This is a genomic window from Microbacterium sp., assembly GCF_051860965.1.
In the GTDB taxonomy this organism is placed as follows: Bacteria; Actinomycetota; Actinomycetes; order Actinomycetales; family Microbacteriaceae; genus Microbacterium.
In genome coordinates this window covers 20,163-36,401 of the sequence record NZ_JBIMKU010000004.1, presented here as the reverse complement: position 1 = coordinate 36,401, position 16,239 = coordinate 20,163, and the positions used below count along the sequence as shown (strand labels likewise).

Annotated in this window: 13 protein-coding genes; 9 read left to right on the top strand and 4 right to left on the bottom strand. The window is 70.8% G+C overall.

Translation table 11 applies throughout. From position 1 onward, the window contains the following. Positions 1-40 precede the first annotated feature (40 nt). From idi to ACTIFV_RS08415, 7 genes are read left to right on the top strand one after another with little or no spacing between them, the layout of a single operon-like run. Positions 41-595 carry an isopentenyl-diphosphate Delta-isomerase gene (gene idi / locus ACTIFV_RS08445; protein WP_439592347.1) on the top strand — a complete coding sequence of 185 codons (555 nt, stop codon included), beginning with the start codon at positions 41-43 and terminating at the stop codon, positions 593-595. After that, positions 592-1,647 carry a polyprenyl synthetase family protein gene (locus ACTIFV_RS08440; RefSeq protein WP_439592346.1) on the top strand — a complete coding sequence of 352 codons (1,056 nt, stop codon included), beginning with the start codon at positions 592-594 and terminating at the stop codon, positions 1,645-1,647. Before idi ends, ACTIFV_RS08440 begins: the two co-directional genes overlap by 4 nt. Further along, positions 1,644-2,531, top strand: coding sequence for a phytoene/squalene synthase family protein (locus tag ACTIFV_RS08435; RefSeq protein WP_439592345.1), 888 nt, complete (start codon positions 1,644-1,646; stop codon positions 2,529-2,531). Before ACTIFV_RS08440 ends, ACTIFV_RS08435 begins: the two co-directional genes overlap by 4 nt. Continuing rightward, positions 2,528-4,093 carry a phytoene desaturase family protein gene (gene crtI / locus ACTIFV_RS08430; protein WP_439592344.1) on the top strand — a complete coding sequence of 522 codons (1,566 nt, stop codon included), beginning with the start codon at positions 2,528-2,530 and terminating at the stop codon, positions 4,091-4,093. The genes ACTIFV_RS08435 and crtI overlap by 4 nt, the downstream gene beginning before the upstream one ends. 2 nt (positions 4,094-4,095) lie before the next feature. Next, positions 4,096-4,428: a lycopene cyclase domain-containing protein gene (locus tag ACTIFV_RS08425; RefSeq protein ID WP_439592343.1), complete on the top strand. Its 333-nt coding sequence runs from the start codon at positions 4,096-4,098 to the stop codon at positions 4,426-4,428. Beyond that, complete coding sequence (locus ACTIFV_RS08420) at positions 4,425-4,742, top strand: lycopene cyclase domain-containing protein (RefSeq protein ID WP_439592342.1); 318 nt, start codon at positions 4,425-4,427, stop codon at positions 4,740-4,742. Before ACTIFV_RS08425 ends, ACTIFV_RS08420 begins: the two co-directional genes overlap by 4 nt. Beyond that, positions 4,739-5,614, top strand: a complete 876-nt coding sequence (locus ACTIFV_RS08415) for a prenyltransferase (RefSeq protein WP_439592341.1) — start codon at positions 4,739-4,741, stop codon at positions 5,612-5,614. Before ACTIFV_RS08420 ends, ACTIFV_RS08415 begins: the two co-directional genes overlap by 4 nt. Positions 5,615-5,838: 224 nt before the next feature. Here ACTIFV_RS08415 and ACTIFV_RS08410 read toward each other — a convergent pair whose 3' ends face one another. After that, the gene (locus ACTIFV_RS08410) at positions 5,839-8,754 is read right to left on the bottom strand and encodes a UPF0182 family membrane protein (protein WP_439592340.1); all 2,916 of its coding nucleotides are present in this window, start codon (positions 8,752-8,754) and stop codon (positions 5,839-5,841) included. Positions 8,755-8,817: 63 nt separating this feature from the next. Then, positions 8,818-9,942: a YlbL family protein gene (locus ACTIFV_RS08405; RefSeq protein WP_439592339.1), complete on the bottom strand. Its 1,125-nt coding sequence runs from the start codon at positions 9,940-9,942 to the stop codon at positions 8,818-8,820. A 129-nt stretch (positions 9,943-10,071) separates the two neighbouring features. Here ACTIFV_RS08405 and ACTIFV_RS08400 point away from each other — a divergent pair, with 129 nt between their 5' ends. Next, the gene (locus tag ACTIFV_RS08400) at positions 10,072-11,451 is read left to right on the top strand and encodes a zinc-dependent metalloprotease (protein ID WP_439592338.1); all 1,380 of its coding nucleotides are present in this window, start codon (positions 10,072-10,074) and stop codon (positions 11,449-11,451) included. Positions 11,452-12,189: 738 nt separating this feature from the next. On the opposite strand, the gene ACTIFV_RS08395 is transcribed toward ACTIFV_RS08400, so the two are convergent. Further along, on the bottom strand, positions 12,190-13,959 hold the full coding sequence (locus tag ACTIFV_RS08395; RefSeq protein ID WP_439592337.1) for an ATP-dependent helicase: 1,770 nt from the start codon (positions 13,957-13,959) through the stop codon (positions 12,190-12,192). Next, complete coding sequence (gene nudC, locus ACTIFV_RS08390) at positions 13,956-14,855, bottom strand: NAD(+) diphosphatase (RefSeq protein ID WP_439592336.1); 900 nt, start codon at positions 14,853-14,855, stop codon at positions 13,956-13,958. The genes ACTIFV_RS08395 and nudC overlap by 4 nt, the downstream gene beginning before the upstream one ends. 103 nt (positions 14,856-14,958) lie before the next feature. Between nudC and ACTIFV_RS08385 the strand changes: the two genes are divergently transcribed. Further along, on the top strand, positions 14,959-16,239 hold the full coding sequence (locus ACTIFV_RS08385; RefSeq protein ID WP_439592335.1) for a phosphotransferase: 1,281 nt from the start codon (positions 14,959-14,961) through the stop codon (positions 16,237-16,239).

Below are 16,239 nucleotides of genomic sequence, written 5' to 3'. Positions count from 1 at the left end.
GCAGATTGCTAGCTAAACTAGCGAATTCAAGGAGGACTCCATGGTCGACATCGAGCACGTCGTCCTGCTCGACGAGGAGGGCCGTCCCATCGGAACCGCTCCCAAGAGCAGTGTGCACGGTACCGACACCGCCCTCCACCTCGCGTTCTCGTGTCACGTCATGAACGACGACGGCCAGGTGCTCGTCACGCGCCGCGCGCTCAGCAAGAAGACCTGGCCCGGCATCTGGAGCAACTCCTTCTGCGGCCACCCCAAGCCGGCCGAGCCCGTGATCGCCGCCGTGCACCGCCGCGCCGAGCACGAGCTGGGCATCACGCTCACCGATCTCGAACTCGCACTCCCCCTCTTCCGCTACCGCGCGGTCGATGCCAGCGGCATCGTCGAGCACGAGGTGTGCCCGGTGTACACCGCCCGCACGAGCGACGAGCTCACGCTCAACCCGCTCGAGGTCGTCGATGCGCAGTGGGTGGATCCGGCGGATCTCGCGGCATCCATCGACTCGACGCCCTGGGCCTTCAGCCCGTGGCTCGTGCTGCAGTCGCAGCAGCTGCACATCTTCGACGCCGGCCGGCTCCCCCAGCGACGGGCGTCATGATCGACCCTCCGACCCGCGCGGCGATCGATGAGGCGATCGACGCCTCGCTCGCGCGACTGAACGGCCGGGCGCAGTCTCTCGGCGGCGGGTTCGCCGATCTCGGCCTCGCGGTCGCACGTGCCGCCGCCGGCGGCAAGCGCCTGCGTCCCGCCCTGGTGGTCGCCGCGTTCGAGGCCTTCGGGGGCGATCCCGCACAGGCGGGCGGGCTGTACCCGGTGGCGGCCGCGTTCGAGCTGCTCCACACGGCGTTCGTCGTGCACGACGACGTCATCGACCACGACACCGTGCGGCGCGGCATCCCGAACGTGGCCGGAGAATTCCGCGAGCGCGGTGCGGCGCACGGAGCGGATGCCGTGGGCGCCGCGCTCCTCGGCGACGCCGCGGCGATCCTCGCCGGCGACCTCCTGCTGCACGAGGCGGCACGCCTCATCGCGCTCGCCGACATCGACCAGACCGCCCGCGTGCTTCTCTACTCGCTCTTCGACGACGCCGTCTACGTCTCGGCAGCCGGCGAGCTCGCCGATGTCGAGAACAGCGTCACGTCCGGCACGGCCGAGGCGTCCGCACTCCTCGAGACGGCGTACAACAAGACAGCGGTGTACTCGTTCCGCGCGCCGCTCGCGGCCGGCGCGCTGCTCGCAGGCGCCTCCGCCGACGCCCTCGCGGTGCTCGAGCAGGCCGGGGGCGATCTCGGTCTCGCGTTCCAGCTCGTCGACGACCTCATCGGGGCCTTCGGGTCCGAGGAGCAGGCCGGCCGCGAGATCGGCGGAGACCTGCGCGAGGCGAAGCAGACGCCCCTCGTGGCACTCGCGCGCGGAACGACCGCATGGCCGCGGGTCAGCGACGCGCTCGCCGTCGCCCACACGGGGCCCATCGCCGTGCGTGAGGCGCAGCGGATGCTCGACGAGAGCGGCGCGAGACAGCAGCTGCGCGGACTCATCGACGACACCCTCGCGCGCGTGCGCTTCACGGCAGACGACCCGACCCTGCCGACGGCAGCGGGCGACCTGCTGCGCGTCCTCGCGAATCGGGTGGAGGATCGCGTCCCGTGACCGACCGCACCGTCCGCCGCGGCGCACCGACGAGCCTCGCCCTGTACGACGCGACGGCGCGGGATGCCGCGGCCGCCGTCATCTCGCAGTACTCGACGTCGTTCGGCCTCGCGTGCCGCCTGCTCGGCAACCGCCCTCGCCCGCACGTGCGCAGCATCTACGCCCTCGTCCGCGTCGCCGACGAGATCGTCGACGGACCGGCCGAGGCCGCGGGCCTCAGCCCCGCGGAGGCCGAGGTCGTGCTCGACGAACTCGAGGCGGAGACGCTGACAGCGATAGAGCGCGGATTCAGCGCCAACCTGATCGTCCATGCATTCGCGCTCACCGCGCGCGAATGCGGAATCGGAGAAGACCTCGTGCGCCCGTTCTTCACCTCGATGCGCACGGATCTCTCGACATCCGACCACGACGACGCCTCCCACGACGCCTACGTCTACGGCTCGGCCGAGGTCGTGGGCCTCATGTGCCTTCAGGTCTTCGTCAACGCGGGGTCGACGCATCCCGTCGCACCCTCCGACGTGCTCGTCGACGGCGCCCGACGTCTCGGTTCCGCGTTCCAGGACGTCAACTTCCTCCGCGACCTCGGTCACGACGAGACGGCCCTGGGCCGCGACTACCTCGGACTCGCGACGGGCGCGACGACGCGGACCGCCGTGCTCGACCGGATCGATGGGGATCTCGCGGCAGCGGCATCCGTCATCCAGCTCCTGCCCTCGGACTGCCGGCGTGCCGTGACCGCCGCCCACGACCTGTTCGCGGCGCTGTCGGAGCGATTGCGCCGATCCGGCGACACGACCGCGCGCGTGCGGGTCCCCGACCCCGTCAAGGCTCGGATCGCGCTGCGCGCGGTGCTCGGCGGGTCGCCTCGCGGGGCACGCGCATGAGCGCCGCGAGGGAGCCGGGGCGCGCGATCATCGTCGGCGCGGGAATCGCAGGTCTCGCGACCGCTGCGCTGCTCGCCCGCGACGGCTGGCGCGTCACCGTCGTCGAGGGGCGCGACGATGTCGGCGGTCGCGCCGGCTCGTGGCAGAAGGACGGCTTCCGGTTCGACACCGGCCCCAGCTGGTACCTCATGCCCGAGGTGTTCGAGCACTTCTTCGCGCTGCTCGGCACGACGGCCGAGGCGGAGCTGGATCTCGTTCCGCTCGACCCCGCTTACCGCGTCTACTCGGGCGCGGAGGGAGACCCCGTCGACATCCGGTCGGGGCGTGTGCACGCGACCGCGCTGTTCGAGGCGATCGAGCCCGGTTCGGGTGCCGTGCTCGACGCCTACCTCGATTCGGCGGGCGACGCCTACGACCTGGCCGTGAACCGCTTCCTCTACGACACGTACGAGTCGACCGCCGGCCTGCGCGATCCCGCCGTCGTGCGGCGCCTGCCGACCCTCGCTCCCCTGCTCGCCCGCTCGCTCGCGTCGTACGTCGACCGTCGCTTCACCGATCAGCGCCTGCGGCAGATCCTCGAGTACCCCGCCGTCTTCCTCGGCGGCTCGCCCTACGGCGTTCCGAGCCTCTACCACCTGATGAGTCACCTCGATCTCGATGAGGGCGTGCTCTATCCCCGAGGCGGCCTCACGGAGGTGATCGTCGCGATCGAGCGACTCGCCGTGGCCGAGGGCGTCGAGATCATCACGGGCGCCGAGGTGGTCGCGATCGAGACCGAAGACGCGCGCGCCACCGGCATCCGTCTCGCAGACGGCACGCAGCTCGCGGGCGACCTCGTGGTCTCGACAGCCGACCTGCACCACACCGAGACGGCCCTGCTCCCCCGCGAGCTGCAGAGCTACCCCGAGTCGTGGTGGACCAAGCGCACACCGAGTCCGGGCGCGCTCCTCCTCCTGCTGGGCGTCGACGGAGCCCTCCCCGAACTGGCGCACCACACGCTCCTGTTCGTCGATGACTGGAAGGCCGGCTTCGACGACATCTTCGGCACGCCGTCGCGCATCCCCGACCCTGCGTCGCTCTACGTGTGCCGCCCCAGCGCGACCGATCCGAGCGTCGCGCCCGCCGGCAGCGAGAACCTCTTCGTCCTCGTGCCGGTCCCCGCCGACCCGACGATCGGGCGCGGCGGCGAGGACGGCGACGGCGACCCGCGCGTCGAGGCGGCCGCGGACCGCGTGATCGCCCAGATCGCGGAGCGCTGCGGCATCCCGGATCTGCGCGAACGCATCGTCGTGCGGCGCACCATCGCTCCGGGCGACTTCGAAGCCGATCTGCACGCGTGGCGCGGCAATTCGCTCGGTCTCGCGCACACCCTCGGCCAGAGTGCCGTGTTCCGTCCGCGGAACGTGTCGAAGAAGGTCGACGGACTCTTCTACGCGGGCGCGTCGGCGCTGCCGGGCATCGGCCTGCCGATGTGCCTCATCTCCGCCGAGCTCGTCCTCAAGCGCCTGCGCGGCGACCGCACTCCGGGACCACTGCCCGAGCCCGATCGTGCGAGAGTGTGAGAGTGCCCGGCCTGTATCTCGCGATCATCCTGCTGAGCGCCGCGGGCGTGGGTGCGCTGGACTGGCGATTCCGCCTCGCCGCGTGGCGAACCCCGGGACGCACCGCCGCGGCCGTCGCGATCGGCACGGCGTTCTTCCTGGTGTGGGATGCCGCGGGCATCGCGCTGGGCATCTTCGTCAAGGGCGGCAGCCCCGCGCTGCTCGGCGTCGACCTCGCGCCCGAGCTGCCGCTGGAGGAGCCGTTCTTCCTCGCGTTCCTGTGCTACCTGGCCCTGGTCGTCTACGCGGGGATCGACCGACTGCTGCGCCGCGGGGACGCCGAGGGGGCACGATGACATACGCGCTCCTCATCATCCCCTTCGCCGTGGTCACCGCGATCGTCTCGCTCGCGACGGTCCGTCATCCCGACTTCGGACACCGCATGGCGCTCTCGGCGCTCACCGCCGCGGCGCTGTTCCTGCTCACCGCGGTCTTCGACAACCTCATGATCGCGGCGGGGCTGTTCACGTATCCCGACGAGCATCTGAGCGGGCTGCGGGTCGGCCTCGCACCCATCGAGGACTTCTCGTACGCCATCTGCGCGGCCTTCCTCGTTCCCGCCGTGCACACACTGCTGCGCCGGCGCGCCCCCCGCAGGGCGGACGCGTGAGACCGGCATCCGTCGCGACGCAGCTCTTCGTCTCGTCGCGACCCGTCAGCTGGATCAACACCGCCTACCCGTTCGCCGCCGCCTATCTGCTCACGACGCGCGAGATCGATGCGACCCTCATCATCGGCACGCTCTTCTTCCTCGTGCCGTACAACCTCGCGATGTACGGCATCAACGACGTCTTCGACTACGAGTCCGACATGCGCAATCCCCGCAAGGGAGGCGCGCACGGCGCCGTGCTCGATCGGCGCATGCACCGCATCACGCTGTGGGCGGCGGGCCTGTCGTGTCTGCCTTTCGTCGTGTATCTCGCCGTCGTCGGGTCGCCGCTCTCGTGGGTCGTGCTCGCCGCGAGCCTGTTCTTCGTCGTGTTCTACAGCGCCCCTCCGCTGCGGTTGAAGGAGGTGCCGTTCGCCGATTCGGTGACCAGCAGCATCCACTTCTTCTCGCCCGCCGTCTACGGCCTCGTGCTCGCCGGCGCCGTCTGGACGTGGCAGCTGGCCCTGGTGATCGTGGCATTCGCCCTGTGGGGCTTCGCATCGCACGCCTTCGGCGCGGTGCAGGATCTCGTGGCCGACCGCGAAGCCGGGATCTCGTCCATCGCGACCGCGCGCGGTGCGCGCTGGACCGTCTGGTTCGCGCTCGCGTGCTACGCGGCGGCGGGCATCGTCATGCTGTTCACGACCTGGCCTGGGCCCCTCGCCGCGGTGGTCGCACTCCCCTACCTCGCGACGGTCTGGCCGTTCCGCGGCGTGACCGACGAGACCGCGGTCTCGGCGACTCGCGGATGGGACCGCTTCCTGTGGCTCAATCAGCTCGCGGGGTTCCTCGTGACGCTGCTGCTGATCTGGTTCGCGATCCTCACAGCCTGAGCGGGCGCGCACTTCTCGATTCACGGCCTTCGTGTCCCGATTCACGGCCGTCGTATCGAGATCCTCGGCCGTCGTGTCCCGAATTCGGGCCGAACAGGGCCTGCATTCCGCCGCAGGGTGGGTCGGGCACCGGCGGTGCGGCTGACGCCCGCGAAGGATCGACGGGCGGATGCGAGAGGCGCGCCACCCCGACGGGATGACGCGCCTCTCGGTGTCTGTACGCCCTACTGGCCGCTCAGCTCCAGCAGCGTGCTCACAGCGGCCGTCAGGCGCGCGTCGGCCTCGGCGAAGGCGGTCAGGTCGCCTGCCTTGAGGGCCGCGTCGCGATCGAGCATGGCCTGCTGCGCATCGGCGAGCGCCGCCTCGAACTCCGCCGACGGGACCCCGGTGCCGGGGGTCTCGGTGCCGGGCTCGGTCGGCTCGGGAGTCGGGGTGGTACCCGGGTCGGGCACGACGCCGCCATCGCCCGTGTCGACACCCGAGTCACCGCCGAACAGCACGTCGAGCGCCTCGTTGAGGGTGTCTTCGAAGGCGATGTCGTCGCCGAAGGCGACCAGGACCTTCCGCAGCTGCGGCAGCTGCGTGCCCTCGGCCGCCTGCACGAAGACCGGCTGCACGTAGAGCAGACCGCCTCCGACGGGGAGGGTCAGCAGGTTGCCGTTGAGGACTTCGGACTGACCGATCGTCAGCACGTTGATCTGCTGGGAGACCGTCGGATCGGAGTCGAACCGGTTCTGAACCTGGCCGGGACCGGGCACTGGAGTGTCGGCCGAGATCTCGAGGAGCCTGAGCTTGCCGTAGTCCTCGCCCTTCTTCCCCGCTTCGCGCCCCGCGTTGGAGTCGGCCGCGAGATAGCCCATGAGCACGTTGCGGCTCGTGGTGCCGGTCGTCGACGACGGGATGAACGACGTGAACATCGAGAAGGATGCGGCATCCTGGCCCGGCATCTGCATCGTGAGGTAGTACGGAGGCTGCAGCGTGTTGGAGTTCTGCGGGTCCTCCGGGGTCGCCCACGCGTTGTCACGCTCGTAGAACGAGCCCGGGTCGTCGACGTGGTAGATCTGCAGCATGGCGCGCTGCACCTTGAACAGGTCGGTGGGGTACCGCACGTGGCTGATGAGATCGGCCGACATGTCGCTGATGGGCTTGACCGTCGCGGGATACACGTTCTGCCACGCCTGCAGCAGGGGGTCCTCGGGATCCCACGCGTAGAGCGTGACCGAGCCGTCGTACGCGTCGACCGTCGCCTTCACCGAGTTGCGGATGTAGTTGATGTCGTCGAGCGCGAACCGCGGCTGCTGGTTGTTCGAGTCGGCGATCGCCTGCGAGAGCGGCACCGTCGTCGAGTAGGGGTAGTTGGCGCTCAGCGTGTAGCCGTCGACGACCCACTTGATGCGACCGTCGACCACCGTCGGATACGGGTCGCTGTCGAGCTCGAGGTAGGGCGCCGCCTTCTGCACGCGGTCGAGCGGGTTGCGGTCGTAGAGGATCTGCGAGTCGTCGTTCACGTCGTCGGAGAACAGGATCTGCTCCGACTGGAACTTCAGCGCGTAGATGATGCGGTTGAAGATGTTGCCGACCGAGGGTCCGCCGTCACCGCTGAAGGTCGTGCGGGGCCCGGTAGCGCTGTCGCCGCCCGACGGGTAGTCGAGCTCGATCGGCGGCGTGCCCTCGGGGGCGCCCACGATGGAGTACGTCGGCGAGGTCTCGCCGAAGTAGACGCGCGGCTGGAAGTTCTCGTTGTCGGACAGGAAGCCCGTCGCCGGGATGCCGCGCTCGAGGAAGACGGGGTTGCCGTCGGCCGTACGCTCGTTGCCGGCGGCGGCGATCATGCCGTAGCCGTGCGTGTAGACGAGGGTCTCGTTGACCCACGTCGAACCCGCTCCGAGCTGGCTCATGTTGAGGTCGCGCACCGAGACGATGGTGTCCTGCATCTCGCCGTCGATCTCGTATCGGTCGACGTCGAGCGGGTCGCCGAACTGGTAGTACTGGCGGTACTGCTCGAGCTGCCGCACCGTGGGTCCGATGATCGCGGGATCCATGATGCGGATCTGCGCCGTCGTGTCGGCGTCCGCACGCAGCTGGCCCGGCTCGGCAGTGGTCTTGGCGCTGAACTCGGTCTTCTCGACCGTGTCGATGCCGTACGCCTCTTTGGTCATCTTGAGGTTGCGCTCGTAGTACGGGCTCTCGTACGCCTTCTGGTTCGGGACGGCCTGGAAGGTGGTCACGACCCACGGGTAGCCGATGCCGAGCACGATCGCCGAGACGATGAGCAGCGCCGTTCCGATGAGCGGGTAGCGCCAGCGCCCGATGATCGCGGTGACGAAGAAGAGCAGCGCGACGATGACGGCGATGATCGCGAGGATCGTCTGGCCCTGGATGACGGCGTTCGCCTCGGTGTAGCCGGGGCCGGTGATGCGACCCTGGGCGCCCGGCTCGACGAGCGTCTGATAGCGGTCGAGCCAGATGCTGGCGCCCTGCACGAGCAGGTAGATGCCCGCGATGACGGCGAGCTGGATGCGGGCCGCCTTCGAGATGCGCAGCTCGCGGTTGCCCACGCGCACCGACCCGTACAGATACGACACGAGGGCCGTGACGAGCAGGCAGATGAGCAGGGTCGCCGAGACGAAGCCCAGCAGCGCGCCGTAGAACGGCATCGCGAAGAGGTAGAAGCCCGTGTCGAGGTGGAACTGGGGGTCGGTGACCGTCGTCTGGACCCCGTTCAGCCACAGCCAGGTCGTCTCCCACTGGGCGGAGGCGGCGAAGCCGGCGAAGAAGCCGAAGAAGATCGGGATGCCCCACATCGCCAGACGGCGGAGGGGCTCGACGACCTCCTGGTAGCGGTCGAGCTGCGAGCTCAGGCGCGCGTATACGGGCCGCAGACGGTACGCGAGCTGGATCGAGAGCCAGACGGGCACCGCCATCCCGAGGAAGCCCACGACGAACATGACGACGCGCGCCGTCCACTGGGTCAGCAGGACGCTGTCGAAGCCGAGCTGGTCGTACCAGAGCCAGTCGGCGTAGAGATTCGCGAAGACGAAGAACGCCACCACGAGGGCGGCGATGATCGCCAGGGTGATCGCGATGATGCGTCGGGAGCGGGAGGGCGTGGCCTGGTTCGGCGCTGAGGTCGTGGTCACCCCTTCATCCTAGGCGGCGGCGTTCTGTGGGTTGGCCGTGTTTGCGCTGGGCGAACTCCGGGACTATCCGGCCGTGCAGGTCGGCAGCGCGTCGAGGTCGCCACCGGTCGAGATCGCGTCGAGCGCCGCGATCGCATCGTCGAGCGTTCCGACCGAGAAGACGCGCAGGCCATCGGGCACATAGCCCACGACCTCGTCGCAGTTCGACTCGGGTGCGAGGAACCAGTCCGCGCCCGCGCCGACGGCGCCCCACATCTTCTGGCGGATGCCGCCGATCGGTCCGACGTTGCCCGCCGAGTCGATCGTGCCCGTGCCGGCGATCTGCTCGCCGCCGTTGAGCTCCCCCGGCGTCAGCGTGTCGATGATGCCCAGCGCGAACATCATGCCCGCGCTCGGTCCGCCGACGTTGTTGAGCTGGATCGTGACGTCGAAGGGGAAGTCGTAGTCCGACAGCAGCGTCACCCCGATGAGCCACGTCGTCTCGCCGTCGATCTCGGTCTCCCTGGGCGTGACCGAGACCGTCTGCTCGACGCCGTCGCGCTCGATGACCATCTCGACCGGGGCCCCGCCGCCGTCGTTGATGATCGTGCGGAGGGTCGCGGCATCCGATACCGGCGTCCCGTTCGCCGACAGGATGACGTCGTCCTCCTCGAGGTTGCCGGCGGCGGCGGAGTCGTCGGTGAACGAGTAGACCCGGATGTGCGGATTGACGTCGTAGCCGAGGTGCGTGAGTGCGGCGGCGGTCGCCTCCTTCTGGGAGTCGACCATGAGCGCCGCGCTCTCCTCGTTGCGCTCGTCGGTCGTCTGCCCCTCGGGGAAGACGTTGTCGATCGGCAGGACGGCCTTGGTGGGGTCGAACCACGCGAGAGCCAGCTCGAACCACGACGGAGTGCGCTCGCGGTTGCCGACGACCTGGACCGTCAGCAGATCCAGGGCTCCTTCGGTGGGGTACGTGTCGGCGCCCTCGACGGAGATGAGCGGCACCTGCGTGCCGTCCGCCGCGGACGCCGTTCCGAGGGTGTTGTACACGGGACCAGGCCGCTGGATGACGTAGGACGTCGGCAGGAACGTGATGACGAGGAGGATCACGAGGGCGATCGCGAGCGCCCAGACACCGGCGATCATGCCCTTGGGCATGCGCCGACGCGGTGCGGGCGTCACGGAGACGTTCTCATCGAACAGCGCCACAGTGGGGACCTTCCTCGAGCCTGGTCGTTCGCGACCGGCGTAAGTCGTCAGGGTCTCTGCCGGAGGGTGCGATGGATGCTGCGACTAGCGTAGATCGCAACGTCATGAACCGGCTGAAAGGCGGCTGAAGTGGCAGACGACGATCGCTCTCCCGAAGACGAGTTCCAGGAGCTCATCCGGCAGCTCTTCGGTGGGTCCGGTGCCCAGTTCGACCCCGAGCAGCTCGAGAAGCTGACCGGGATGAACATCGACCCCGCCATGATGCAGACCGTCATGCGGCACCTCCAGGGCGCCTTCGCGGGATCGGACGACGGGATCTCGTGGGATGCGACGAAGCGCCAGGCGCTGCACATCGCGAATCAGGACGGTCTCGGCGTGACCGCCGGGCAGCGCACCGATCTCGATCAGGCCTTCTCGCTCGCGACGCTGTGGCTGAGCGAGGCGACGAGCATCTCCGATCTCGCGCAGCCTCCGCAGACGATCACGCGCGGCGGCTGGGTCGAGGCGACCCTGCCGGTCTGGCAGGAGCTCGCCGCCCCCGTCGCCACGAGCATGGCCGACGCGATGACGTCCGCGCTCAGCGAGCAGGCGCCCGAGGACATGCAGGGCATGATCCAGGGAGCCGGCCGCCTCATGCGCATGGTCGGCGGCTCGCTCTTCGCGGCGCAGCTCGGGCAGGTCGTCGGCGACCTCTCGAAAGAGGTCGTGAGCGGCGGCGACGTCGGCATCCCTCTGATGCCCGACGGCGAAGCCGCCATCCTCCCCCAGAACTTCGCCGACTTCGGCCGCGACCTCGAGGTCCCCGACGATCAGCTCGCGCTGTACGCCGCGACGCGCGAGCTCGCTCACGCCCGGCTCTTCCGGCACGCGAAGTGGCTGCGCCTGCATGTCATCTCGCAGGTCACCGACTACGCGCGCGGCGTGCACGTCGACACCGACGCCCTCGAAGCGCTCGCGGAACGATTCGATCCCTCCGAGCCCGAAGAGCTGCGCCGCGCGATCGAGAGCGGCGCGCTGCTGCCGCCGAAGTCCGAGGCTCAGCTCACGGCCCTGGGCCGGCTCGAGAACCTTCTCGCGACGATCGAGGGATGGGTCGACGTCGTGACCGAGGACGCGACATCCCGACTCCCTTCCGCTGCGCGGATCTCCGAGGCGGTGCGCCGGCGCCGCGCGGTCGGCGGGCCGGCCGAGCGCGCACTGGGCTCGCTGGTCGGGCTCGAGCTGCGTCCGCGACGCATGCGCGAGGCCGCGGCGATGTGGCGGGCGGTGACGGATGCCGTCGGCGTCGCCGCGCGCGACGCGCTCTGGGACTACCCCGACCTCATGCCGACCTCGGAGGACATCGACGATCCGGCCGCGCTCGTGGCGCGCCTCGAGGCGCGGGCGCGCGGCGAGAAGCCGACGCGCGACGACATGGACGATGCGCTGGAGCGCCTGCTCGCGGGCGAGGACCCCGGTGCGGAGCCTGCCGGCGAGCCGGACGTGCCGGAGGACCCGAAGCCGGTGTAGTCCGCGGAGCGCGGGGCATCCGCTCCTCCACAGGACTCGAATCTGTGGACAGCCGCGAGGCCGACCCCCTGCCGGGCGAGGATCGGGACATGCTCCGCATCGATCCCGCCCATCCGCCGCTGTGGCGCACTCCGACGACGCTGCAGTTCGGCATCGAGGCGGTCGCGATCATCGAGAACCCCGCGAGCTGGCAGGAGCGGCTCGTGCGCGAGCTCGAGCACGGCATCCCGGACTCGGCACTCGATCCCGTCGCTGCCGCGCTCGGCGCGCCCGAGGGCGCAGCGGCGGCGTTCGTGCAGCGCATCCGCCGGGCGCTCGCACCCGAGCACCGCCCCGTCGGCGATGTCGCACTGCTGCTTCCCTCCGATGCCCGCGACGAGCTGCGCTGGCTGCTCATGCAGGCGGTCGAGCTGACGGGCGCATCCGCACACGTCGTCCACGCGGCCGAGACGTCCGCGTCACCGACGATCGTCGTCGCGCATCATGTGCTCGCTCCGCGCACGGTCTCGTCGCTCACGGCAGCGGATCGGCCGCATCTGCCACTCGTCCTGACGGCCGGTGCGATCGAGGTCGGACCCGTCATCGTTCCGGGCCGAACCGCGTGCGTCGCCTGCCTGGCTCTCCATCGCACCGATGCGGATGCCGCCTGGCCGGCTCTCGCGGGTCAGCTCGTCGCGGCCCCCGCGCCACCCCTCGACGCCGCGCTCGTGATCGAGGCGGGCATCACCGCGGTGCGGCTCATCGACGAGGCATCCCGCCGCCCGCTCCGTCAGCAGGCGACCTCGGTGCACCTGCGTAGCGGCGTCGTGCATCGCTCGGTGCGGAGCCGCCCGCCGCACCCAGAGTGCCGCTGCCGATCTCTCGCAGGAATCGCGACGCCGAGCGCTCCCGCGGTCCTCGCGCCCATGAGACCGCGAGCGTACGCGCGGCCCGCGTGATGCCGACGTACGCGAGACGCCGCTCCTCGTCGATCTGCTCGAACGTCGTCGCGTACGAGATCGGCAGGAGGCCTTCGGCGAAGCCGATCAGATGCACGTGGTCCCACTCGAGACCCTTCGCGGCGTGCAGCGTCGCGAGGGTGACGGTGCGCAGCGCAGGGTCGTCCTGGGCTTTCGCGCGGGCCATCAGATCGTCGGTGAACAGGCGCAGAGTCGTGCCCTCCGGCGCTTCCTCCGCGAGGCGCAGCACGGCTGCCCGTGCCTCCCACGCGTCGCGCAGGGCACCGCCCGCCTGCGGGGGATCGTCGGTCAGCCCGCGCGTGCGCAGGATGTCGCGCACGGTCTCGACGAATCCCGTCTCGATCGGCGCGACCGTCGCGGCGCGCAGCTCCATCACCGCCTGGCGCACCTCCGGCAGGTCGAAGAAGCGCTTCCCGCCGAGCACGCTCGCGGCGATCCCCCGGTCGGCGAGAGCCGACACGATCTCGGCGGACTGCGCGTGCGCGCGGTACAGCACGGCGATCGCCCGCGGGTCGATCCCCTCGGCGAGCTGCGCCGCGACCGCGACGGCGACCGCACGGGCCTCGGCCACCTCGTCGCGATGCTCCGACACGGTGGGAGCCGGATGCCGCGGACGCGCCTGGGCCGAGGGCCGGAGGTGCAGAGCTCCCGGGCGCCCCCGCATGAGCGCATTCGCGACATCGAGGATCGCGGCGTCCGAGCGGTAGTTCGTCTCGAGCCGCACAACCCGAGCGTCGGCGTGGCGGCTCTCGAACTCGAGCAGGAACCGTGCCTCGGCGCCGGCGAACGAGTAGATCGTCTGGCTCGCGTCGCCCACCACGCACAGATCGTGCCGCTCGCCGAGCCACAGCTCGAGCAGTCGATGCTGCAGGGGCGACACGTCCTGGAACTCGTCGACGGTGAAATGCCGGTACTGCTCGTGCACGGCCTTCGCGACGTGGGGCTCGGCCTCGAGCATCCCCGCGCACGCGAGCAGCACGTCTTCGAAGTCGATCTGCCGACGCTCGTCCTTGAGCTTCTCGTAGGCGCGCTGGAGGTCGGCGACCCGGCCCGCGGACAGTCGCCCGATGCCGTTCGGACGCGCCGCGACGTACTCGTCGATCGAGCGCATCGTGACCTTGCGCCACTCGATGCCCGAAGCGACATCGCGCAGCGTCGGAGTGTCGGGGTCGATGCCGATGCCGCCGGCGGCGTGCGCGAGCAGGCGCACCTTGCTGTCGACGATCTTCGGCGCGCTGCCACCCGCGAGCGAGGGCCAGAAGAAGTTCAGCTGGGCGAGCGCCGCCGCGTGGAACGTGCGGGCGGCCACCCCCTCGACGCCCAGACCGCGCAGGCGCCCCCGCATCTCGCCCGCGGCCTTCGCCGTGAAGGTGACGGCCATGACCCGGCCGGGCGAGTAGGCGCCGGTGTCGACGCCGTGTGCGATCCGGTGCGTGATGACGCGGGTCTTGCCCGTGCCGGCTCCCGCGAGCACCGCGACGGGTCCGCGCAACGCCGTGACCGCTTCGAGCTGACGCTCGTCGAGCCCCTCGAGGGCGCGATCGCTCACGAACGGCCCGCGTACCAGTCGCTGATGAGCCGGTGCGAGATCGAGGCCGTGCCGGGCAGCAGGATGTCACCGCCTCCCGCGAGGGCCTCGCCGATCTCGTCCCGCGTGAACCACCGCACCGCGGCGATCTCCTCGCCGTCGGCGCGCGCGGCGCCGTCGTCGACCGCGGTCGCGAGGAAGCCGAGCATGAGCGAGCGCGGGTACGGCCACGCCTGCGAGCCGCGGTACCGCACGTCCTCGACTTCGACGCCCGCCTCCTCGTGCACTTCGCGATGGACCGTGGACTCCAGGGACTCCCCTGCTTCCGCGAACCCCGCGAAGCAGGAGTACCGGTTCGCGCTCCACAGCGCGTTCGAGCCGAGCAGGAGCAGGTCGGGATCCCGCGCACTGGTGATCGCGACGATCACCGCCGGATCGGTCCGGGGGAAGTGCTCCCGGCCGCAGTGCGGACACCTCCTGGACCATCCGGCCTTCTCCAGCCGTGTGCGCGTGCCGCACGCGGGGCAGAACGGGGCATCCAGCAGCCACCGGCCGAGGCTCAGCGCCTCGATGAAGATCTCCGCCTCGCGGGCCGGGAGCGTTCCGCCCACGACGCGGAGTCCGCCCCAGCCGCCCGGAGCTGCGAAGAGCTCATCATCGGAGCGCGCGAACACCGCGGCGAGCACCGCGGAGCCCGTGGCATCCCGGCCGAGGAACGCCCACTCCCCGCCGTCGGGGACGTCGGCGGCCGCGCTCCAGTGCAGGCGACCCGGCTCGTCGAGCGGCGCCGCGTCGCCCGCGATGACGAGGACGTGGGATGCGGCATCCGCCCTCGCCTCGTCGACGAGATCCGGCATCGCCCGGTCGTCCGCGGCGCGGTGGAAGCCCTCGAGATCGGGGCGACGCGAGGACGACATGACGGAGGACCCTTCTGCATCACGGGCGCCGACCGGACGCCGGCCTGACACGGCACGGGCGTGGCGCGTGGGCGGGTCGGGACACCCGACCTACCCTGGGCACATGGCACGCTCACCCCTCACTCTAGCCGCGTCCGTCACGTCGGCTCTGCCGCGGGTCGGGGTCGTCGGAGTCGGCGCACTGACGGAGGGCGCGACCGGCCGCTACGACTCCGCCGTCGCTCAGCTCGACGACGGACGTCGGGTCGTCGTCCGTGTTCCCGCTGAGGCCGAGGCCGCGACCGAGCTCGCCGCCGAGGCCCGGGCCCTGCGCGCCCTGACGCCCGGCGTCCGCGGGCTGCTGCCCTTCCGCGCGCCCGAGCTGCTCGGCGAGACGGGCCTCGGCGACAGCCGCGCGATCGTCGTCGACTTCCTGCCCGGCTACCGCGTGGACGCGGCTCACCTGCCGTCGGGTCGCGGCGCCGCGACGTCGCTCGGCGCCGCCCTCGCCGCCCTCCACGGGCTTCCCCTCTCGATCGTGCGCACGGAGGGCCTGCCTGTGCGCACCCCGCAGCAGATCCGCGACGACGTCTCCCGACTCGTCGATCGTGCCGATGCGACCCGCTCGCTCCCGCGTGCGCTGCGCGACCGCTGGAACCGCGCCGTCGACGCCGAGGAGCTCTGGCACTTCGAGTCCGCAGTCGTCCTCGGCGGGGCGGGTGCGGCATCCTTCCTCTTCGAAGACGTCGACGGCGCACCCGAGGTGACGGGACTGCTCGACTGGCACGGCCTGTCGGTCGGCGACCCGGCGACCGACCTGCAGTGGCTCGCATCGGCGCCCGCGGCCGCCGACGACGTCTATGCGGCGTACGTCGCGGCGAGCGGTCGCGCGCCCGACGGCCGTACGCGCGAGCGCGCCCGCCTGTACGCCGAGCTCGAGTTCGCGAAGTGGCTCATCCACGGCCATGACACGGACCGCGCAGACGTCGTCGACGACGCGAAGGCTCTGCTCGAGTCACTCGCGGCGGGTGTCGCCGGCGACGACCTCGTGGCGCACGCGGGAGGAGACGTCGACGACGCGATCGCCCTGCTCGATCGCGTTCCCGAGTCGCCCGCCTCGCTGCGCGACACGTCGATGCACACCGACGCCTACGATGCCGAGGAGCTGTCGCTGTGGATCCCCGACGTGCCCGAGGCGCCGACGGCAGCGGCGGCCGAGCACGTCGAGGACGAGTGGCATCCGGACGACGTCTCGACCTCGCCCATCGAGCTGCCCGTGGCGGTGGTGGCCGAGGAGAAGGCGACGATGGATGCCGGGGACGATGATCCGGATGCGTCGGAGGACGCCGTCGGGGACGCTCAGCGCGCTTCGGACGCGGCGCTGCGACGCTGGATGTCGCAGTAG

Bases quoted from the DNA above. Each gene is read 5' to 3' on its own strand.
- idi (WP_439592347.1), top strand. From the start codon at position 41: ATGGTCGACATCGAGCACGTCGTCCTGCTCGACGAGGAGGGCCGTCCC.
- ACTIFV_RS08420 (WP_439592342.1), top strand. From the start codon at position 4,425: ATGACATACGCGCTCCTCATCATCCCCTTCGCCGTGGTCACCGCGATC.
- crtI (WP_439592344.1), top strand. From the start codon at position 2,528: ATGAGCGCCGCGAGGGAGCCGGGGCGCGCGATCATCGTCGGCGCGGGA.
- nudC (WP_439592336.1), bottom strand. From the start codon at position 14,855: ATGTCGTCCTCGCGTCGCCCCGATCTCGAGGGCTTCCACCGCGCCGCG.
- ACTIFV_RS08440 (WP_439592346.1), top strand. From the start codon at position 592: ATGATCGACCCTCCGACCCGCGCGGCGATCGATGAGGCGATCGACGCC.
- ACTIFV_RS08385 (WP_439592335.1), top strand. From the start codon at position 14,959: ATGGCACGCTCACCCCTCACTCTAGCCGCGTCCGTCACGTCGGCTCTG.